This window comes from Acinetobacter sp. RF15B, from assembly GCF_007558235.1.
Classification (GTDB): domain Bacteria; phylum Pseudomonadota; class Gammaproteobacteria; order Pseudomonadales; family Moraxellaceae; genus Acinetobacter; species Acinetobacter lwoffii_C.
Window position 1 is genome coordinate 127,427 of sequence record NZ_VLSR01000006.1, and the last position, 21,560, is coordinate 148,986.

The window sequence follows — 21,560 nt, forward strand, 5'->3', positions numbered from 1 at the left end:
AATATGATGAGGGTATTCATATTGGAAAAATGCTCGGTATTTAGCAATGTGATAATACTATTCAGCTAGATTTTAATCGGTATACTAGAATCTCTTGTATAAAAAGTAGCAATATCAGGAAAGACAATGACTGCACGTATTCAAAAAGGCAAGTTAGCGATTGCTAAAGAACTTTACGATTTTATCGAAAATGAAGCACTACCAGGTTCTGGTTTGGACAGTGAAACCTACTGGAAAAACTTTGAACAAGTCGTTGTTGATCTTAGCCCTAAAAACAAAGCACTTTTGGCTAAGCGTGATGAGATTCAGGCTAAAATTGATGAATGGCATCGCAATAACACATTTGAATTACAAGCTTACAAAGCTTTCTTGACTGAAATTGGCTACTTGCTACCAGAAGTAGAAGATTTCCGCATCAGCACTGAGAACGTAGACGAAGAGATTGCAGTACTGGCAGGCCCGCAGCTGGTGGTTCCAGTACGTAATGCACGTTACTGCCTGAACGCAGCCAATGCGCGCTGGGGTTCATTATATGATGCACTCTATGGCTTCGACGTCATCTCTGAAGAAGATGGAGCTGAAAAAGGTAAAGGCTATAACCCTAAACGTGGGGAGAAAGTTATTGCATTCGCGAAAAACTTCCTGAATGAAACTTTCCCGCTGGCGCAAGGCTCACATGCAGAGGCTACCCAATATGCAGTTGAGGGCGACAAGCTGGTTGTTAGTTTAAAAGATGGTTCAACGACCACTCTTGCAAATGCAGCACAATTTGTTGGCTTTAATGGCGAAGCAGCGTCACCATCTGAAATCGTATTAAAAAATAATGGCCTGCACGCAATTATCCAGATTGATGCAGATAGCCAGATTGGTCAGGCAGATGCAGCCGGCGTAAAAGACATTGTTCTTGAAGCTGCGGTAACAACTATTCAGGATTTAGAAGATTCTATCGCGGCTGTAGATGCAGAAGAGAAAGTTGAAGGCTACCGTAACTGGTTAGGTTTGATGAAAGGTACGCTGGAAGAGTCTATCGAGAAAAATGGCAAAACCATTACTCGTAAATTAAATGCTGACCGTACGTTCAAAAACCTGGAAGGCGGCGAGACCAAGCTTCATGGCCGTTCATTAATGTTACTTCGTAACGTAGGTCATCTAATGACTAACCCGGCGATCCTGGTTGATGGTGCTGAAATTTACGAAGGCATCATGGATGCGTTAATTACGCCATTGCTGTCTTTTGCAGATATCAAAGGTGAAAACACGATCAAGAACTCACGCAAAGGTTCTATGTACATTGTGAAGCCAAAAATGCACGGTCCTGAAGAGGTTGCATTTGCGGTTGAGTTGTTTGAGCGCGCTGAACAGGCACTCGGTCTTCCTGCAAAAACCCTGAAAATCGGGATTATGGATGAAGAGCGCCGTACATCTGTCAACCTGAAAAACTGTATTGCGCAAGCTAAAGATCGCACGATCTTCATTAATACAGGTTTCATGGACCGTACCGGTGATGAAATTCATACCTTTATGGAAGCGGGTCCATTCGTTCGTAAGGGTGAAGTGAAAGGTCAAATCTGGTTCCCAGCGTACGAAAATCGTAACGTGATGGTAGGTCTGCAAACCGGTTTACGTGGTAAAGCACAAATTGGTAAAGGCATGTGGCCAAAACCGGACATGCTGCTAGACATGTACAAAACCAAGAGTGAGCATCCAGAAGCAGGTGCAAGCTGTGCATGGGTTCCGTCTCCTACTGGTGCAGTAATTCACGCAATTCACTATCATCAAATCAATGTGGCAGACCGCCAGCAGGAATTGCTGTCAACTGAAGCATTGCCACTCGATGACTTGTTAACTCCACCTCTTGCGACTGACACTAACTGGTCTGAAGAAGAGAAGCTAAAAGAACTGGAAAATAACTGTCAGGGTATCTTGGGTTATGTGGTTCGTTGGGTTGATCTGGGTGTAGGCTGTTCTAAAGTGCCAGACATTAATAATGTGGGCTTGATGGAAGACCGTGCAACTTTACGTATTTCTTCCCAGCACGTAGCGAACTGGTTACGTCACGGTATCGTAACGCGTGAGCAGGTTGAAGATGTGATGCAGCGCATGGCAAAAATTGTGGATGAGCAAAATGCCAATGATCCACTGTATACGCCAATGTCAGCCGACTTTGCAAACAATATTGCGTTCCAGGCAGCTTCTGACTTGATCTTTAAAGGAGGCGAACAGCCTTCAGGTTATACAGAGCCGCTATTACACGCAGCACGTTTGAAACTTAAAGGTTATACAGGTGATTAATCCCTGTTAATTTAAAAAAGCCTCTTCGGGGGCTTTTTTTATGCCTGAGCGGAATGGGAGAACGCTAACCTAGCCAAAAGGAAAGGAACTGGCAAAGCCAAACTGTTCTGATAAAGTAAGTAGAGAGATCAAAAACAATAGGTAACAGAATGGTACATTATACAGCTCTGGATCAGCAGTTTATTGCAGGAAAATGGCAGCCAGGCCGCTCACAACAAATTATTCAAAACCTTAATCCTTATACTCAGGATCTTATTTTTAATTTACAGGCAGCCAGTACGGCAGATGTGGATGCTGCCTATACTGCTGCAATTAAGGCTTTTCAGGAAGCTGCGCTGAAATCAGTGCAATTGCGTCAGGATGTTTTGCATAAACTGCACCAGATTATTCAGTTACGCCGTGAAGAAATCATTGACTGGCTGATTGTTGAATCCGGTAGTACCCGTCTAAAAGCGGGTCTTGAAGTCGAAGCGGCTTTGGGCATTATTAAAGAAAGCCAAAGTTTTCCAGATCAGTTGCAGACTGAAGAATTACAGAGCCAGGATCCGCAACGTAAAAGCTGGGTATTGCGCAAGCCTTTGGGGGTCATTGGGGTAATTAGTCCCTGGAATTTTCCATTTCATTTATCTATGCGTTCTGTCGCAACAGCAATTGCCTGTGGTAATACTGTGGTGCTCAAACCGGCAAGTGATACGCCAGTGACAGGTGGAACATTACTCGGAAAATTATTTGAAGAAGCCGGTGTTCCTACAGGAGTGCTGAATATTATTGCGGGTGCAGGCAGCGAAATTGGTGATTATTTTGTTGAGCATTCGGTGCCCAAAATGATTTCTTTTACCGGCTCTACCGAAGTCGGACAAAATGTAGGTGCCAAGGCTTTAGCCAGTAGCAGAATAAAACGGATAGCGCTTGAATTGGGCGGAAATGCCCCTTTGGTGATTCTGGACGATGCTGACGTGGATCTGGCGGTTGAGTTAACCGTAATGGGACGCTTTATTCATCAAGGGCAAATCTGCATGAGCACCAATCGTGTCATTGTGGATGCTTCGCTTCATGATGTATATGTAGAAAAACTGCTTGAGCGGATCAAAACTATTCCTGTCGGGGATCCTAATCTGCCAGAAACTCTGATTGGGCCGATTATTAACCAGAGTCAAGTCAAGAAACATCAGCACTTGATTCAAAGAGGCAAAGAACAGGGCGCCCAGCTGGTTTATGAGGGGGGAATTGAGGGGAATCTGGTTTATCCACATGTTTTTACTCAAGTCGCACCTGAAACAGAACTGGCACAGGAGGAAAGTTTTGGACCTATTTTACCGATCCTGAAAGCCCGTAATGAAGCTCATGCTTTAGAACTGGCGAATGATACCCGTTTTGGCCTGTCTAGTGCGGTATGTACCTCGAATATGGAACGCGGTCTGGACTTTGTGGCACAGTTGGATATTGGTATGAGCCATATCAATGGAATAACGGTGGCTGACCAGCCAAATGCTCCTTTCGGTGGTGAGAAAAACTCTGGCTTGGGGCGGTTTAATGGACGCTGGATTTTTGAGGAATTTACCCGTACCCAGTGGGTTACACTACCTAATGTATGATACGAAGCTGTATAAAATCACTACAGGTCTTCAGGCAAAACATGGCTTATAATTAGCAAGAGAGAAATTACGTTCAGTGAGCCATGTGCGCCAATTTTAAGCCTTTAACTGTAGAACAATTACATGATTTGGGATTGCCGGAAATTCCTTTTGAATATGTTGAGGAAGTGTATCCCAATTATGCTGTGCCTTTATTATTTAATTCTGGCCAAGCTTTAGAATGGCGTTCAGTAAATTTTGGTTTAATTCCCAAATGGGCAGAAGATAAAACAATTGGGCTGAAAACCTACAATGCAAGAAATGAAACCTTATTACAAAAACCGACTTTTTCCGAGGCAACAGCAAAGTGCAAATTTGGGGTGATTCCAGTATCAGAGTTTTATGAGTCAAAATACTTTGATCATAAACCGCAGCGTTGGGGAGTAAGGCGTAAAGATGGCAAAGCGACCTTTATTGCAGCACTGTATGAAATTGCACGGATACAGAATGAAGTGGTGCGCTCTGCCACCATGCTTACCATGGATGCAATCGACCATCCCATGATGAAAGACTTTCATGAGCCGGGCAATATTAAACGCTCCGTGATTGTGATTCCACATGAGCGTTTGGAGGAATGGTTAAGCTTGAAGCATGCTGATATACGCAGCTTTGTAGAAGGCTTTCCAGTCGAAGAATTTGAATGCTCACATGTGCCAAAAGAAAGAATCAAGAAAGACAGTTTGCAACTGAACTTTTTTGATTCTTGAAATTCTAGCAACTCATGACGGATCGTGCATTATTATAGTTATTGATTTCGTCCCCTAGACAAGAAAGAACAACAGTTTAACGAGCCAAATTTTTAAAAATATGACGTAAGCTTTCTATGGTCTTTTCAATTTGCAGTGGAGTAAGCCCATCAAAAGACTGTTCAAGTACCACATTGGTCAGGTCGTTAATCTTGTGAGTCATTTGCATCCCTTTTTCTGTGAGTACGACACGTGTGATACGCGCATCATCTTCACAAGAATAAGTTTCTACTAAACCTTCATCTTTGAGTCGATAAACGATCTTGGTGGTGGTCGACATTTTCGATACCACCATTTCAGAGAGATCGGACACGCTGGCATGGGGTTTGGACTTTAGAGCCAGAAGAATACGGCGACGCGAGTTATCTACCCCATATTTTTTCAGCGCGTGGTCTACATTTAATACATATTGCGCATGTACTTGAGTGACCCAGTAATAAGGAAAATTTTCCAGGTTAAAGTCGTCGGCACAAGGTAGAAATTTTGCATATTTTTTAGTCATAAAGTGTTCCTTTTATTTATTGTTTTAAAGCATTAACATTTTATGAAAAAGTTTATATGTGTTTCAACCTTTATTTAGAAAATGTTAATTGTTTGGCATTTTTTAAGAGCTTCTTAATATAAAAACCAAACTATTTATAAATTGCTTTAATCCCAAGAATTCAGGGCGGTTCTGATGCTTAATCAATTAAAAGTGTAATCACAGACCAAATGACATCAGATTTTTCACGGATTAGCCCCCAAAAAATTAAACGTTATCTTAATCAATAATATGTGCAAATTTCAAGCTTTTTGATATAAGAAAAATATATTAAATCAGCATTCTAGCCTGTATATAAAGCCTCTATTCTTTAAAAAAAATAATGTTATTCATGTAAATAGGAATGGAAGTATGACTTCGTCGGAATTTTTTCTTTGCTGAAGAGATTGAACTGATGAGTCAATAATTTTTTTACGAGCATAGAAAAATCCGTTCTTAACAAGATCTTTTATCGAACACACCCGATCAGTTTGGTACTTTATTCAATAGATAAAAGCTTTTAAAAGAATTTGTAATAAGTTATTTAGAAAATAAATTTGTCGGTTAAAAAACAGCTTAAAGAGAGCTGGAGGAGAAAATTTCTGGTAAATCTCGTGTAAATTTTGTGTAAATTAATTGGTCATAGAATTCTGATTTTATGCATAATGTGGGAATCTAAGTTAAAAAGGTTAAAATTGAATGGATCCTTCGCCGTGTGCTCATCTTCCATCTTGTTCTCTGAATGACTCAAATGGGGTGGGTGTCTAATGGAGTTTTTATTAGATCCCGGAATTTGGGTAGGTTTAATAACACTTGTTATTCTTGAAATAGTTTTAGGTATTGATAACCTGGTCTTTGTTGCGATTCTGGCGGAAAAATTACCTCCTGAGCAGCGAGACAAGGCACGTGTGATAGGCCTGTCTCTGGCCTTGTTTATGCGTTTGGGGCTGTTATTTGCAATTTCATGGCTGGTCACCCTGACCCGGCCATTAATTCAAATATCTGATTTAACATTTTCTGGACGTGATCTGATTTTACTTTTCGGTGGTTTATTCCTGGTCTATAAAGCTGTGGGGGAACTGCATGAAAAAGTTGAAGGAAAGCCTGAGCTTAAAGTTACAACAAATGTAGCCTACGCAAGTTTTAGTGCTGTAGTGGTTCAGATTGTGATTCTGGATGCTGTATTCTCTCTGGACTCGGTGATTACTGCCATCGGCATGGTTGATAATATCTACATCATGATGGCCGCGATGGTGATTGCGATGGGCGTCATGCTATTTGCATCTAAGCCATTAACTACTTTCGTGAACCAGCATCCGACGGTGGTCATTCTGTGTCTCAGCTTCCTGCTATTAATTGGAATCAGCCTGATTGCCGAGGGTTTTGGTTTCCATATTCCGAAAGGTTATATCTATTCTGGTATTGGCGTGGCAATTGCTATTGAAGCATTCAATCAGTTTAGCCAGCGTAATGTTGCTAAACATGAAGCTAAAATTCCCTTACGTCACCGTACTGCAGACTCTATTCTCAAGTTGATGGGCGGGCGTATTGAAACTGCGGGAACTGAAAAAAATGAGGCACAAGAAGCCTTTGCAGATGAAGAACGCTATATGATTGGAGGTGTTTTAACACTTGCCGAGCGTTCTGTGGCCTCAATTATGACACCGCGCAACCAGATTTCCTGGGTCAACCTGGATGACAGTCCTGAAGAAATCCGGGAAAAAATTCTGTCGGTGCCACATAGTCTCTTTCCGGTATGCCGTGGTGGGCTGGATAAAGTCCTGAGCGTAGTACGCGCCAAAGAGCTGTTAGATGTGCTGGATGAGCCGGAGGAGTTCAAAGCCTTAATCAAGCGTCATCGTCCGATCTATATTTTTGAACGCATGAAAGTGATTGATGCAATCAATACCTTACGTGCCTCGAAAGGCTCTCTGGTACTGGTCAGCGATGAATTTGGACATGTACAGGGGCTGATTTCACCGCTGGATGTCTTTGAGGCAATTGCTGGTGAATTCCCGGATGCTGATGAGCAGCTAGATCTGGTCAAAATTGATGAGAATCACTGGAAAGCTTCAGGCATGCTGGATCTTTATCAGCTTGAACTTGAGCTGGGCCTGATGGATCTGATTGAGGAAGATTCGGGCTATATCAGTGTTGCAGGTCTGATTCTGGACAAAACCCATACTGCGGTTGAAGTAGGGACGGAATTGAACTATCAGGGTATCCAGTTCAAGGTGACTGACGTTGAAAATAACCGGATTAAGACGGTGAGTATTCATTACCCGGTTGGATAGGCTGCTAAATAGCCACTATCAATAAGTCAAACCAGCCAGTTGTCGTCATGACAGCTGGTTTTTTTATATCTAAGTATTTAAAGAAGACCGTCCTATCAGGAAAGATAAACTGGAGTATGGGTTTAAAAGATAGATAATCCTTATTTCAGTATTTTACAGAATCCACTTAGAACTATTTGGCCTGAATTGGCCATTAAGTTTTAGGGATTGCTTGATAGGAAGTGACTTGCTATACAGCATGAACTTGCCTGAGAGCAGCCAACCTCCTGGCTAATCTGGTTTTAAGGATGCAAAATTTTAAAATTGGCCTGCTGGCTCATGCTATCGATATTAAGCTGATGAATTTCATCCAGAAAAGCGACATTGAAGTGCCCGAGCTGCCGGGATGTTTGAAAAGCCCGTTGACCTGCAATCGAAAAATGTACATGGGCAGCCAAGGCAGCAATCACCGGCGCCGCCACGGCGCTATATGCGGTAATCAAGGCACCCAGCGCACATCCTGTCGCCGTCACGCGGGGTTGCAAATAAGAGCCACCAAGTACCTGAAGCACCGGATAGTCTCTGGAAATAATATAATCTGACTCGCCTGAAATCGCGATACATGGGGTTTGTTCAAGCAGACATTGGGCTTGTAAATAAACCTCGGCACTATCTACGGTGCTGCCTACGCCTTTAGATTCAGTCTTCTTGCCAGCCATGCTGCCAATTTCTGAAGCATTGCCGCGTAGAATCGTCGGCTGATAGTTGATAAGTTGATCCACGACTGCTGAACGCCAGTGTAATACTGATCCATAACCGACCGGGTCCAGTACCCAGGGCTTGCCTAAGCTATGGGCTGTACGCGCAGCGATTTGCATGGCTTCGACCTGTTCCGTGGTCGGTGTCCCCAGATTCAGACTAAGTGCAGCTGCAATGCTGATAAAACTTTCAGCCTCATAGGGATTGTCAATCATGGCCGGTGAAGCATTTGCTGCGAGCAGGACGTTAGCCACATAATTGCTGGCCACCGCATTGGTCATAATATGAACCAGAGGCTGCTCTTGCTGAAGTTGATGCCAGGCTTCACAGATCTGCTCAAGAAGCATGTGCTCTAAGTTGGATGAAGACGTATTCATAATGATCAATTCTAAAAATAGAAAACTGTGGAGGAAGCCGGTCAGCGCGTAAAATAGTGATCCTGATGCTTGCAATTACGGCAGAACAAGCTGACATAGTCGTTGGCATCATAGTCAACAGACAGTTCTTGTGAGCCACAGTGCATACAGCGTTTTTGCGAGTAAAATTTTAGCCGCGGTTCGATTTTATGCCATGAGCGCCAGATCGGCTGAAAAAAGATATTTTCATCATAACCCAGCAGACGATAAAACAGGATGCCGCTCATCTTGCTTAAAGGAAGCTGAGTGGGACGTGGCAGGGTAAAGGTTTCCCATTTCTCATTGAGAGCGCGTTCGCGGTATTGCTGCAAGGTTTTCTTTAACAGATTGGTATTGATGAAATTTTCATTACGTGGTTGTAGGGCTTTTTGCTTATAGAGATATTCCAGCGCATTCTGAACCAGATAATAAATCTGCCCAACGGCCAGTACATCCAGCAAGCGATAACAGAAGGCTTGAAAGCTTTTGTTTCCTGCAATCTGGATACCCCAAGTCCGACAATAGAACTGGGCAAACTGAATAATTTCCTGATACAGTAAAGTATACAGGGCATCTTTGACTTCATCTGAACTTTTAAAAGGTACGCCTTTGCTTAGATTTTCATAAAACCAGGCGCGCAGTTGCTGGGCAATACTAAACAGGCTGGGTTCAGAATAACCATCCAGACGAACATTGATATAATAGTGCTGGTTTTCCGAAGCAATATCTTTAGGAATCAAAATCTGGTCTCTCAGCAGATTTTTGATCAGCCCTTGCTGGAACAGATAGTTAGGGCTAATCATGTGATATTTGATCTGTTGCCAGTCAATATATTCGTGATGATGAATATGTTCCTGAACCTGATCATCCAGAATAGCCAGCAAGAACAGCTTATGCAGGAAACTGAGCTGAGTCAGTTCATATTCACGTTGATCCTGTTTCTTGTGATGCTGATGATTTTCCTGTAGTCGGGTTTCTTTGAGCAGCCGTTTACGCTGTGCTAGACAATGCTCACAATAACAGTTGTGCTTTTGCTCAGGATAAAGCTGATGCTGGCAATGACTGCATTCATGCAAGTTAATATCCTGATCATATTGTTCCGCTTCAATCCAATACATCGACGCCCTGCAAAGCGGGCATTGTGTACTTTCATCAAGCTGTTTTTGCAGAACATTAAAGACCATAAGGCATATATAAACTCAAAAAGGAAAGATGATTATACACAGCTGGCAAGAGGATGACAGGGCCGATCAGTAGGCAGTCTGAACAGAACAGGAAGCGCTGGGACAAAAGAGCTCAATGGGAAAAGATAAAGTGCTAAGCTCTGATGAGCTTCAATGTCACCCTGATTCAGCTTTCAGCTTTCAGCTTTCAGCTTTCAGCTCAGCATTCACTTATCTTAATTTTCAAAGCATCGGCTTATAAAAAATATCAAATCTTCTCCTCATTTGGCAGGGAGACTTTTTCGTGGGATACAATTGCTCTCTGATTATACAAAATGCATTGAAAGTGCTGCACTGAGCGCCCATATTAGAGCTAGGAAAAGAAAAGCACCCACAGTGTTTATCATTTGACAGATGCTTTTGACATCGAATATGTCAGAACGATAAAAGATTAGGACAGGATATGAATATTGCGGCGAATCCGGTGATCGAAGCTGATCAAACCATTTATTTAAAAGACTATCAAAAACCTGTTTTCGTGGTTGATTCGATTGATCTGAATATTCAGGTTTATGAGGATCATACTCTGGTGAGTAGCAAACTGGTTATGCAACGTCGGACTGAGGGTCCTCTGGTTTTGCTGGGCCGTGATCTGGAGCTGCAATCGATCAGGTTAAATGGTCAGCAGTTGACTGAAAAGGATTATCAGCTCGACAGTGAACAACTGGTAATTGCTCAGGCGCCTGATCAGGCCGTGATTGAAACAGTCGTGAAAATTCATCCTGAAACCAATACCATGCTGGAAGGTCTGTATCAGGCCAGTTCAGATCTGTTTGTTACCCAAAATGAACCAGAAGGTTTTCGCAAGATCAGTTTCTATCCTGACCGTCCGGATGTATTGTCAGTATTTACGACGCGTGTCGAAGCGGATAAAAAATATCCTGTGCTATTGGCGAATGGTAACCTGCTGGAAACCGGTGAAGCCGGCGAGGGCCGGCATTATGCCATTTGGGAAGACCCCACCAAAAAGCCGAGCTATTTATTTGCCTGCGTGATTGGTGATCTGGCCGTCATGAAAGACTCCTATGTCACTTCGGAAGGCCGAAATGTGGCGCTGGAAATTTATGCTGAAGAAAAAGATATTCCAAAATGCAAGATTGCCATGGAAGCACTTAAACATTCTATGCGTTGGGATGAAGAGCATTATGGCCTGCCATATGACCTTGATAACTATATGATTGTGGCGACCAGTGCCTTTAATATGGGCGCTATGGAAAACAAAGGCCTGAATATCTTTAATACCTCATGTGTACTAGCCGATGAGGAATATACGACTGATGCCGCGATCATGCGGGTACAATCTGTGATTGCCCATGAATATTTCCATAACTGGACCGGCAACCGGATTACCTGTCGTGACTGGTTCCAGCTGTGTTTAAAAGAAGGTTTAACGGTGTTTCGTGACCAGTCTTTCTCGGAAGACTTGCAGTCTGCCGCCGTACAGCGGATTGATGATGTGGCCGTTCTTAAAGCCCATCAGTTCCCGGAAGATTCAGGCCCTTTATCACATCCGCCGCGCCCGGATCATTTTGTCGAAATCAATAACTTCTATACTGCAACTGTGTATGAAAAAGGCGCGGAAATTAACCGCATGATGGCAACCCTGCTGGGTAAGGAAAAATTCCGTCAGGGCACAGATGAGTATTTCCGCCGTCATGATGGTCAGGCAGTTACCGTAGAGGATTGGATTGCGGCTTTAACGGCAGGTTCAGGTGTTGATCTTTCCAACTTCCTGACTTGGTACAACCAGCCAGGTACACCAAAACTGGTCGCAGAAGGGCACTATGAGGCGGCATCGCAAACCTATCGCCTGAGCTTAAAACAAAGCCTGAAAGTGCATCCGAAATATCCGAATCTGAAAGCCGTGCCAATTCCAGTGGCTCTGGCCCTGTTTGATGCAGCAAGCGGCGAACAACTGGTCCTGAATTCTGAAGCCTTGTTTGAGAATTTGGTCAAAGACGGGGTATACCTGTTTGATCAGAATGAGGCAACGATCGAATTTAACGGCGTAAGCAGTAAACCCGTGGTGTCTTTACTGCGTAATTTCTCTGCACCGGTGGATCTGGAATTTAACTATTCAGATGAAGAGCTGGCCTTCTTGCTGCACTATGAAACCAATGGTTTTAACCAGTGGCAGGCGGCTCAAACCCTGTTAGAGCGTATTCTACTGGACAATCATCCTTCAGATATTTATATCGAAACCATGCTGAAGACACTGCCTGAGGTTATCCAGAAAGATCCATTACTGGCATCGCGCCTGTTTGATGTGCCATCTGAAGGCTATTTAGGCAGCCGTATTAATCAGGATTATAGCCCGGCCACGATTCAGGAACAGCGTGATGCCTTATTGCATACTTTGGCACGTGCGTTTGGTGCGACAGCCAAAGATATCTATCTGAGCCTTGACCCTGATCTGCAAGCTGATTTCTCACAGGCGATGGGTACACGTGCGCTGAAAAATATCCTGCTGATGATGATGGCACGTCAGGGAGATGAATCAGCGTTTGAACTGGCAGAGCAGCAATATCAAAATACCCGCAATATGTCTGAGCGCTTAGGGGCATTGCGTGTACTGGTCTGGAATGATGCACCGCAAGCAAAAGCACTGCTCGATGACTTTTATACCCGCTTTAAAGATGAGGCGCTGGCACTCGACCAATGGTTTATGCTGCAAGCAGCTCATCCGCAAGTAACAGCAGAAGAGATTCAGGCGCTAACTGCACATCCGGATTATGACCTGAAGACACCAAACCGTATCCGTGCGGTGAGTGGTGGCTTGAATGCCAACCCGGTCAATAGCTGGAGTTTTGGTGTAGAGCATTATATTGGTCTGGCGAAATATCTGGATGAGAAAAACCCGATTGTGGGTTCACGTTTACTGCAGGCATTATCTCGCTGGTATACGCTGATTGAACCACAGCGTAGCGAAGTCAAAGCCCAACTCGAAGCTTTAAAGCCGGTGGTGAAATCTAAAAACGTTTCAGAAACGTTGAATAGTATGCTGAACGTGTAAAAAGTATGATTAAAGAAGCCGGATCAGATGATCCGGCTTTGTCATTTCTGCTAAAAGGAGGGAAGGCGTATTTGAAAGCAGATTTTGCCTAATTTATCACATACAGGTGTACAGATGGTTTGCAGCAGAGCGTCGCTTGCTTGTTCTGCTGAGCATCGAAATTATGAAAATGTCTTTCAATTAAATGATGAGGGGGGATTCAAGATGTTAGTGAAAATCGAAGATGGTTTTTATCTAAACACTCAACATATTATTGCGCTGCAGGTTAGTAAAAAACCGGTCAATAATCTATTTGAAATTTCTATCCAATATACGCCTTATTCTGTTCATCAGGCGGCTGAACATAAAAAGGTGTTTGCCAGTCAACAGGATGCAGAAAGATTTCTGAATGAATTGAACCAAAAAATGCGTTAAAAGAAAAGCCTGTCAAGTACAGGCTTTTTATTTTAATAGGAGAAATTTACTGCTTTACAATCAGGACCGGAATTTCAGATTGTGCTAGCACATTTTGTGCAACACTGCCGAGCATCAGCTTCTGCAAACCTTTGCGGCCATGCGAACCCATAATAATCAGGTCAGTCGGTGAATCTAAAGAAGCCTGCAAGATACCCTCCGAGGGCGCCATGCCATGAATGATTTTAGTGATCACTGGAACGCCGTCACGAATAAAACTTTCCTTTAGTTCAGTTAGACGATCTAAGGCATGTTGCTCTGCCTGCAGAAAATAATCAGTTACTGCCGGCGCAACTTTATAAAAATCGACGCCTTTAAATGGATCGACAGCAATAACACTTAATAAGGTAACTTTGCTATGAAAAACCTTTGCCATTTCCAAGGCATGCTCTGCCGCGGCATAGGAAATCGAGGATTCATCGAGTGCGACCAGAAGATTATCGTAATTTTGCATGGTGTTTCCTCATCATTGTTATAACAGTTATGGGCAGTACAAGAGGGACAAATCCAAATTTTATTTGAAGGAATAGAAACTTAGTTTTTAAGGGCAGTCTTTAAAGTTTTTTGCGCATTGTTCAGGTGCGCAAAAAGCCAGAAGATTGTTCAGATTATTTTTTTACAACCATGACAGGTACTTGTGTTGCGCCGAGTACATCCTGTGCGAAACTGCCCAGAATCATTTTCTGAAATCCTTTACGGCCATGTGAACCCATGACAATTAAATCAGCCTGAATTTCCTGTGCTGTATTTACAATATGTTCCGCATTCACCAGGCCCGTCACAATGCGCGTATCGGCCTCAATACCTTCTGCTTCTGCAAGAGCAGCCGCCTGTTTTAAAGAGTTTTTAGCATTGGCATGCGCCTGTGCAAAATATTCTTTCATAATTGTGGAGCTATAATAAAAATCTGCCTCAGTAAAAGGATCTTCTGCAATCAGGCTGATCAAGTAAAGTCGGCTGCCAAAAGCTTTGGCAATTTTTGCAGCATGCTGAACAGCAGAAAAAGAAATTTCTGAGCCATCTACTGGAACTAAAATATTTTGATAGGCCATCGTTTTTCTCCGGATGTCATGTGTTTTTTAGGCTTTGATTTATTGATAACACAGTGCTGTAACAGGTGCAATTGCAAAAAGCTGAAAGGGCATAAAAACTCATTTAATTACAAATATATTTCACATAAACAGTATGAAATTTAAGCGAATAAAATTGAGGAAAATACTCGGATTTTAGTTTTTATTCCCCAGGCCTATCGCCTTCATCATATAATTTTTATATGCTTCTGCTGGGACTGCTGTTGGTCAGGATTGAAATATTATGGGGGCTATTTTGAGGTATTCAGGAATCTGTCTGGCATTGCTTGGAGGATTGAGCCTGGCAGGCTGTCAAAGCACGGTACAAAATAACCGGATTATTGCAAGCGCCTTTAATTTAACTACCGGCATGCAGCAAAAGTTGATGGACCGTTATGCGCCTGAAACGGTGCGGGTACACTCCAATATTGTCTATGCGACTGAGCAGAATTTAAATCTGGATTTGTATCAACCACAAAATGTTCAGGAGCTTGGCCCTCGACCAACCGTTATCTGGATACATGGAGGCGGGTGGATTTCTGGCTCTAAAGAGCATGCGCGTGGTTATTTCAAACTGCTAGCAGCGCAAGGGTATAATGTGGTCGCTGTACAGTATCAGTTTGCACCCCAAGTGGTTTATCCTGCGCAATTACATCAGATTAATCAGGCGCTCGAATTTATTAAAACATATGCAGAGCGCTATCAGATTGATGCAAGGCAGCTGTATCTAGCTGGAGATTCTGCGGGTGCCAATTTGGCGAGCCATTATGCTGCACTGTTAACTAATCCTGAATTTGCACGGCAGTCTGGTTTTAGTCCGAGTATTCAGCCGGAGCAGCTTAGAGGGCTGATTCTGCATTGCGGGATCTATGATCTGGAAAGCTTTATTCATCAGGCACCTGAACTCAAAATCATGGAGTGGGGTGTAGATAATCTGTTACAAGCCTATATCGGGGATCAAAAAGAGAATACACAATTTCTTCAACAGATTTCCCCCATTCATCAGCTTTCGACTACGTATCCACCTGTTTTTATTAGTGGGGGAAATAAGGACTTTTTGACCGATACCCAATCCATTCCCTTTGTACGCGCACTTGAAGCCAAAAATATTCCTGTGATGCCCGTCTTTTATCCAGAGTCTAAGGCTTGGCTGATTCATGAATATCAGTTTTTTATGGCCAAGAAAGAAAGCCAGCAGACTTTTTTCAAGACCATTGAGTTTTTACATCAGTATTCCTTGTGAGTTTTGATTCATTTTTATTTGATTTTAGCCTCTTTTGGATTCAGGAAATTTACCTGAACGGGCTTAAGCCGAATGTGCTTAAGCCAATATTCAGGCTGTTTTCGGTTTGGATTTGAATAACAGATACACCAGGATACCCAGTAACAGTCCCCAGAATGCTGAACCAATACCTAAAAACTGGATATTCGAGGCACTGAATAAAAAAGTCATTAGGGCCGCCTCACGCTCATGACTGTCCTGAAAAGCCAGCGCAATGTTATGACCGATTGTACCAAACAGGGCAATGCCGGCTAGTACAGTGATCAGAATACTGGGAAAAGCCATCAACAAATTACTCAGGGTGGCTGCAAAAAGACCCATCAGCATATAACAAAGCCCGCCACTCATACCGGCAATATAGCGTTTTTGTGGATCTGGATGTGCTTGGGCATCCAGGCTAACGGCAGCACTAATAGCGGCCAGATTGACACTAAAGCAGCCAAAAGGTGCCAGAATTGCCTGGGTCATACCGGTCCAGCCGAGAATCGGATTCACTTTAGGCGGATAACCATAGCTTTTAATCACGGCCAGTCCAGGCAGGTATTGGGATGCCAGATTAATAACCAGCAAAGGTAAAGCCAAGCCCAAAATAGCAGACAGGCTAAACTCAGGCGTGGTCCAGACCGGTTGAGCGATAGCCCAGTTCAAGTCAGGCGGGTGAAATTCAATAAAAAAAGGACATAGAAAGATCGCTGCAAATACTGTGATAACAATACTATAGCGTGTGCTGAGCTTCTTAGAGATAAGATAAATGGCCAGTACACTCAGTACAAATGTCCAGGATTGTTGCAGGCTGCCAAAAACTGAAATTCCGAATTTAAGCAAGACACCCGCTAGCATGGCAGACGTCAAGCTTTGTGGAATAAACTGGAAAATTCGCTCAAAAACTCCAAAAAATCCGAGACCCGCCACCAATAGCCCGCAGACCAAAAAGGCGCCTATCGCTTCGGCCAGACTATAATGTCCATTAGAGGCAATAATCAGGGCCAGTCCTGCCGTCGACCAGGCTGTTGAAATGGGGTATTTATACTTCCAGGACAGTAAAAATCCTGAAAGGCCTATTCCAATCCCGAGTGCCCATAACCAGGAGCTGATTTGTGCCGGACTTGCTCCCAGACTTTGAGCGGCTTCAATCACCAGTACTGCAGAGACACTGATGCCAATCATGCAGGTCATAAAACCCGCCATGACCGCCGGCAGGGAGAAATCTTGTAATAGTTTTGACATCGTTCATAATACAATTTTTTAATGCGCCTAAATCATACGCTTTTCATCTATAAACACAATCTATGAGGGAGTTTTTTATCTCATTTCACACTTGAAAATGATTGCATATAAACAATTTTAGAGGGTTGAAGTTGCCAGTTTAAAACCAAAGGCGCAGAATAATAAGCCTACCAGTGCGACCGCAGTAGCCGTCAATTTATAGTTTTCATTGAAATAAGTAGCCAGTTTAATCCCGGAAAAAATCAGGATAGACAAATAGCTCATGCTGATAATTTGCAAAATGAGGGCCAGCAAGATAAAGGTGAGCGCAGGATAAGAATAGGCTGGATCTACGAACTGCACAAAAAATGACAGATAAAACAAAATCGCTTTGGGATTTAAAATACTGATTGTCAATGCTGTTCTAAAAGGTCGAATTGTCTCCGGGCTTTTAGAGGCTGTTGAATCAATTGAATGGAGTTGAACCGGTTTTCGTGGAAAAAAGGTCTTATAAGCCGAGATAATCAGTTTTATACCTAAATAGCTTAAATACAGTGCGCCAACAACCTTTAAGCCGATAAACAAAAGGGGAAAGGCATGTAAAAGTGAGGCAGCTCCCAAGGCTGTACACAGAATCAGGATCGTATCGCCGGTATAGACACCGAGTGCTCCCATATAGCCGGTTTTGATACCAAAACGGGAAGCAATTGACATGACATACAGGGAGTTCGGGCCGGGAAGTATCACAATTAAAATTGTTCCGATAATATAGGTCGTCATATCTGTGATACCAAACACGAAGAGCTCGCAAAAGAAAAAGCCGATGCAGTATTATAACCCCATCGACTTAAAGAGATTTATAAAATTCCTTAGATTTCAGTCGGGCTTAGAAAGGTTTCACGTAATAAGGCAGCCAGTTGTTCACGTGCTTTAATAAAGCCCTGAATCCCGCCTTGCAGCAATTCACTGGCCATTTGATCTTGTTCTAGCTGCTCCTGGAATTCGGCATAGCTGATCGGCTGAAGATCGGCCTGTACAGGAATTGCGGCGGCTGAAAGCTGTGGCTGTACTTCACGGAAGTCATTTTCCAGCTCAGCCAGCAAATTAGGTGCAACTGTCAGTAAATCGCAGCCACTGAGTCCCAACACCTGATCAATACTGCGGAAACTGGCTCCCATGATTTCAGTTTGAATTCTATGGGCTTTATAAAATGTATAAATATTTTTAACCGATAATACGCCCGGATCTTTTTCAATCGGATAGGCATCCACCGCTTCAGCCTTTTTGTACCAGTCCAGAATACGCCCTACGAAAGGAGAAATGAGAGTGACTTTGGCGTCTGCACAGGCATGGGCCTGATGCTGGCCGAATAGCAAGGTCAGGTTGGTGTGAATACCTTCTTGTTCCAGTACCTTGGCGGCCTGAATTCCTTCCCAGGTCGAAGCAATCTTGATCAGCAGGCGATCCGAAGAAATACCATATTGCGCATACAGTTCGAGCAATTCTTTGGCTTTTGCAATGGTCGCTTTAGTATCATAAGACAGGGCAGCATCGACTTCAGTCGAGACACGCCCTTCAATGAGCTTTAAAATTTCTACACCAAACTTGACCGTTAAAATGTCAATACTTCGTTCAATCAATGCATCTTCTGAATATCCTTCCTGCTGTGCCTGCTGAAAAGCAGCTTCGATTAAGCTTTTATTCTCCGCCTGATTGGCTGCAGCAGTAATAAGGGAAGGATTGGTTGTTGCATCTAATGGACGAAATTTTTCAATAGCAGTTAAATCACTGCTGTCAGCAACAATAGTGGTTAAGTTTTTTAATTGGTTTAACGCAGATTGAGTCATTGATATCTAATTCTTGAAGTTATTACTTGTACAATTAGTTATATCACAAAGTCGTTTTAACCCAAGTGAAAATACAGCGGAACACGTCATGAAACTGATGTTTTCCGCTGATTTCTGATGTGATTAATCAAAAAACGAGCAGCAGCGCCAAGTTGATTTTCTCGGCTCCAGACTAAATCTACAAAATATTCAAATTTTGGCGTGAAATCGAGCAGATCCAGTACTTTTAAATGTTTTTTAAGGATCGGATTTTCATTGAGCATTTCTAAAGGCAGCACACCCCAGCCAAAATTTTGCATGATCAATGCGCAAGCCGAGTGATGATTGTCGGTACGCCAGTATTGTTTTGAATATAATAATTCCGGCTTGATGCTCTTATCCCGACTGGCGACAACAATCTGGCGGCTTTGCAGGATTTGTTCAAAACTGACCTGTGGATATTGGGCTAAATCAAAGGCTTTGTTGGCGACCGGAACTAAAGTTTCTCGTTTTAATTCCACAAATTGTTCACGGTTTTCGAGCTGTTCACGTTCAAACATCAGCGCGAGTTGAGCAGTTTGATTCATCAACATTTTCAAGGCATCTTCTTGTGGGGCTGAGAATACATTAATTTGTAAGCTTGGAAACTCGGCTTCAAGTAAAGCAATATAATCGGTCCACCGGGTATGGAGAAGTTCGGACACTACTACAATATTTAAGGCTGACTCCAAACCTGTGCTTAATGCGTGCGCCTGCTGTTTCCATTGATTTATTTCAATCAGTAGCTGTTCGGTTTTTTCATAGAGTGTAAGTGCTTGGGCGGTAGGCAAAGGCTCGCGACCTTTGCGTAGAAAAAGTGTTAAATTGAGATCAATCTCTAAATTGGCAATAGACATGCTCACTGCCGAGGGTACTTTACCCAGTTTTCTTGCAGCAGCAGAAAATGACCCTGTTTCAATGACGGTTTTAAAAATGATCAATTGTTCTTGATTGATATTCATTGACTTCAACCTTTCAATAATATTGAAAGATTCTAACTCGATTAATCAATATTATGAAAATAGAATATCTGCTATTGTAAATTGGAAGAGTATTGAAAACATGTTGATTTCCAAAAGAAGGATTGTTCATGCACTCAGTTATGAAATCATCCTGTTGGTGATCATTGCGATAGCATTAAGTTTTATTTTTGAAGTTCCGCTGGAAGTCACAGGTACTTTGGGTGTAGCCATGGCGGTGACTTCTGTGATTTGGAATATGATTTTCAATCATTTTTTTGAAAAATTTGAAGCCAAAAGAAAATTAAAAAGAACAGTCGGTGTACGGATCTTACATGCGATTGGTTTTGAAGGTGGTCTGCTGCTAGTGACTATTCCGATGGTGGCGTATGCCATGAATATGTCACTCTGGCAGGCGATTCTACTGGATTTTAGTATGACGATGTGTATTTTGGTCTATACCTTTATTTTCCAATGGTGCTTTGATCAGATAGAAGCCCGTTTAGGTTATCAGCCAGAATATCGTTAAACTTCAGTGCTAAAGCTCAAGAAGGCCTGTAATGATAAATACAGGCCTTTTTTGCTGTCTAAAAAGGTTTTTTTAACAAAAAGTAAAATTTTAAAACATAAAACAAGTATAAAAAACAATATTTATTACATAAGTTTTAATATGAAAGTGATAATAATTTTTTCTTAAGGATGAAAAAAAACAAACAACACAAGGAGTTAGTTGATGAAATTAATTAAATTAATCACACCTGTAATTTTATTAGGGATGACACAAGTAGCGAGTGCTGAGCAAGAATTTAAACGTTTTTCGGTCTCTGCAGGTTGGCTACATGTGATGCCACAAGGAAAAGCTAACCCTTTTAATATTAATACTGCAGTGGCAAATGGAACGGTTGCTAAAGTAGGCACAATTACAGAAGAAGGCTTTTTAAAAGCCATTGATCCGAATGCAACAATTCAAGATGGCGCTAATACGGTAAATCTACAAGAGTATCTTGGGACTTTACTTGAAAATAGCTTGATTAATGGAATGATGACGGATGGCCAGGGCAATATTAAAGAGTCAATTGCCGGTAAGGCGACCTTAAACGGTTTGGAGAGCTGGTCGGCAGAAGGAACAGGGCTGGAAGCAGATGATGTCGACACTTTGGGTTTAATGGTCAATTATCATCTTAATGATCATGTTTCTTTACAGGTAATTGGAGGGATTCCCCCTAAAGTTGATATTAAAGGAAAGGGCATGATTACGGCTCCATTAACAGGTAATGCACAACCTGGAGGCTTAGCCGGCTTGTTATTTCCAGAAGGATTGCCTTTGGATTATGCGGTTCCGATTACGGACTTAGATAAATATAGTAAAGCTGCTACTGCAAGAGCTTGGACCCCGGCATTACAGGTACAGTACCAATTTGGAAAATCAGGGGTGAATAAGTTCAGACCCTATGTGGGAGCAGGTTTGATGTATGCTTATTTTAATGATATTGAATTAGATAAAGGCGTTAAGTCAGATCTGGTGGCGGCGGGCCACATGATTCAAAATATTAAGGATGATAAAGCGGGTGCAGCACTCGATGGCAAAGTATCTTCTGGAGAGATGCGTGTGGATGTCGATGCGGACGATGCTATTGCACCGATCGTAACCGCCGGTTTTACTTATGACTTTAGCCCTAACTGGTTTACAGCAGCTTCCGTTTCCTATGCGAAACTGAATAACAAAACTAAGATTAGCGTGATTAATCAAACCAGCGATGAGCAATTGATTCACGCAACCACAAAGATTGATATAGATCCCATTATTACCTATCTAGGGGTAGGTTATCGTTTTTAAGTTGACTCATCTGTAATAAAAAAACCGCTCTTT

Annotated in this window: 18 protein-coding genes; 9 read left to right on the top strand and 9 right to left on the bottom strand. The window is 42.6% G+C overall.

The window, feature by feature from the left end:
• Positions 1 to 126 precede the first annotated feature (126 nt).
• The 3 genes from E2K74_RS06700 to E2K74_RS06710 all read left to right on the top strand — a co-directional run bounded on the left by E2K74_RS06700 (position 127) and on the right by E2K74_RS06710 (position 4,633).
• Entirely contained in the window at positions 127 to 2,292 is a 2,166-nt protein-coding gene (locus E2K74_RS06700) for a malate synthase G (RefSeq protein ID WP_151206817.1), read from the top strand.
• Positions 2,293 to 2,441: 149 nt separating this feature from the next.
• The gene (locus tag E2K74_RS06705) at positions 2,442 to 3,887 is read left to right on the top strand and encodes an aldehyde dehydrogenase family protein (RefSeq protein WP_151206818.1); all 1,446 of its coding nucleotides are present in this window, start codon (positions 2,442 to 2,444) and stop codon (positions 3,885 to 3,887) included.
• An 83-nt stretch (positions 3,888 to 3,970) separates the two neighbouring features.
• Positions 3,971 to 4,633, top strand: coding sequence for an SOS response-associated peptidase family protein (locus E2K74_RS06710; protein ID WP_151206819.1), 663 nt, complete (start codon positions 3,971 to 3,973; stop codon positions 4,631 to 4,633).
• 76 nt (positions 4,634 to 4,709) lie between these two features.
• On the opposite strand, the gene E2K74_RS06715 is transcribed toward E2K74_RS06710, so the two are convergent.
• Entirely contained in the window at positions 4,710 to 5,174 is a 465-nt protein-coding gene (locus E2K74_RS06715; protein ID WP_151205119.1) for a MarR family winged helix-turn-helix transcriptional regulator, read from the bottom strand.
• Between the two features lie 785 nt (positions 5,175 to 5,959).
• Here E2K74_RS06715 and E2K74_RS06720 point away from each other — a divergent pair.
• Entirely contained in the window at positions 5,960 to 7,486 is a 1,527-nt protein-coding gene (locus tag E2K74_RS06720) for a TerC family protein (RefSeq protein WP_151205120.1), read from the top strand.
• Between the two features lie 281 nt (positions 7,487 to 7,767).
• On the opposite strand, the gene thiM is transcribed toward E2K74_RS06720, so the two are convergent.
• Positions 7,768 to 8,601 carry a hydroxyethylthiazole kinase gene (gene thiM, locus E2K74_RS06725; RefSeq protein ID WP_151206820.1) on the bottom strand — a complete coding sequence of 278 codons (834 nt, stop codon included), beginning with the start codon at positions 8,599 to 8,601 and terminating at the stop codon, positions 7,768 to 7,770.
• A gap of 41 nt (positions 8,602 to 8,642) precedes the next feature.
• Positions 8,643 to 9,803, bottom strand: coding sequence for a hypothetical protein (locus E2K74_RS06730; protein WP_151206821.1), 1,161 nt, complete (start codon positions 9,801 to 9,803; stop codon positions 8,643 to 8,645).
• A gap of 442 nt (positions 9,804 to 10,245) precedes the next feature.
• Here E2K74_RS06730 and pepN point away from each other — a divergent pair, with 442 nt between their 5' ends.
• Together pepN and E2K74_RS14845 are read left to right on the top strand one after the other, a co-directional pair.
• Positions 10,246 to 12,855, top strand: a complete 2,610-nt coding sequence (gene pepN, locus E2K74_RS06735) for an aminopeptidase N (protein WP_151206822.1) — start codon at positions 10,246 to 10,248, stop codon at positions 12,853 to 12,855.
• 84 nt (positions 12,856 to 12,939) lie between these two features.
• Positions 12,940 to 13,269, top strand: coding sequence for a hypothetical protein (locus E2K74_RS14845; RefSeq protein WP_227548015.1), 330 nt, complete (start codon positions 12,940 to 12,942; stop codon positions 13,267 to 13,269).
• 46 nt (positions 13,270 to 13,315) lie between these two features.
• On the opposite strand, the gene E2K74_RS06745 is transcribed toward E2K74_RS14845, so the two are convergent.
• Together E2K74_RS06745 and E2K74_RS06750 are read right to left on the bottom strand one after the other, a co-directional pair.
• Complete coding sequence (locus tag E2K74_RS06745) at positions 13,316 to 13,762, bottom strand: universal stress protein (RefSeq protein ID WP_151203263.1); 447 nt, start codon at positions 13,760 to 13,762, stop codon at positions 13,316 to 13,318.
• Positions 13,763 to 13,916: 154 nt separating this feature from the next.
• Positions 13,917 to 14,360: a universal stress protein gene (locus E2K74_RS06750; RefSeq protein ID WP_151206823.1), complete on the bottom strand. Its 444-nt coding sequence runs from the start codon at positions 14,358 to 14,360 to the stop codon at positions 13,917 to 13,919.
• A 262-nt stretch (positions 14,361 to 14,622) separates the two neighbouring features.
• Between E2K74_RS06750 and E2K74_RS06755 the strand changes: the two genes are divergently transcribed.
• Positions 14,623 to 15,621 (top strand): alpha/beta hydrolase, encoded by a 999-nt coding sequence (locus E2K74_RS06755; protein ID WP_413773041.1) that lies wholly within the window; start codon positions 14,623 to 14,625, stop codon positions 15,619 to 15,621.
• Between the two features lie 90 nt (positions 15,622 to 15,711).
• On the opposite strand, the gene E2K74_RS06760 is transcribed toward E2K74_RS06755, so the two are convergent.
• From E2K74_RS06760 to E2K74_RS06775, 4 genes are all read right to left on the bottom strand, one after another.
• Positions 15,712 to 16,887, bottom strand: coding sequence for a benzoate/H(+) symporter BenE family transporter (locus E2K74_RS06760; protein WP_151203261.1), 1,176 nt, complete (start codon positions 16,885 to 16,887; stop codon positions 15,712 to 15,714).
• A 117-nt stretch (positions 16,888 to 17,004) separates the two neighbouring features.
• Entirely contained in the window at positions 17,005 to 17,664 is a 660-nt protein-coding gene (leuE, locus tag E2K74_RS06765; protein ID WP_151206824.1) for a leucine efflux protein LeuE, read from the bottom strand.
• A 71-nt stretch (positions 17,665 to 17,735) separates the two neighbouring features.
• Complete coding sequence (gene tal / locus E2K74_RS06770; RefSeq protein WP_151206825.1) at positions 17,736 to 18,713, bottom strand: transaldolase; 978 nt, start codon at positions 18,711 to 18,713, stop codon at positions 17,736 to 17,738.
• A gap of 86 nt (positions 18,714 to 18,799) precedes the next feature.
• Positions 18,800 to 19,693, bottom strand: coding sequence for a LysR family transcriptional regulator (locus E2K74_RS06775; RefSeq protein ID WP_151206826.1), 894 nt, complete (start codon positions 19,691 to 19,693; stop codon positions 18,800 to 18,802).
• A 100-nt stretch (positions 19,694 to 19,793) separates the two neighbouring features.
• Here E2K74_RS06775 and aceI point away from each other — a divergent pair, with 100 nt between their 5' ends.
• Together aceI and E2K74_RS06785 are read left to right on the top strand one after the other, a co-directional pair.
• Entirely contained in the window at positions 19,794 to 20,219 is a 426-nt protein-coding gene (gene aceI, locus E2K74_RS06780; protein ID WP_151203268.1) for a chlorhexidine efflux PACE transporter AceI, read from the top strand.
• A gap of 204 nt (positions 20,220 to 20,423) precedes the next feature.
• Positions 20,424 to 21,527, top strand: coding sequence for an OmpW/AlkL family protein (locus tag E2K74_RS06785; RefSeq protein ID WP_151206827.1), 1,104 nt, complete (start codon positions 20,424 to 20,426; stop codon positions 21,525 to 21,527).
• The last annotated feature ends 33 nt before the right edge of the window (positions 21,528 to 21,560 follow it).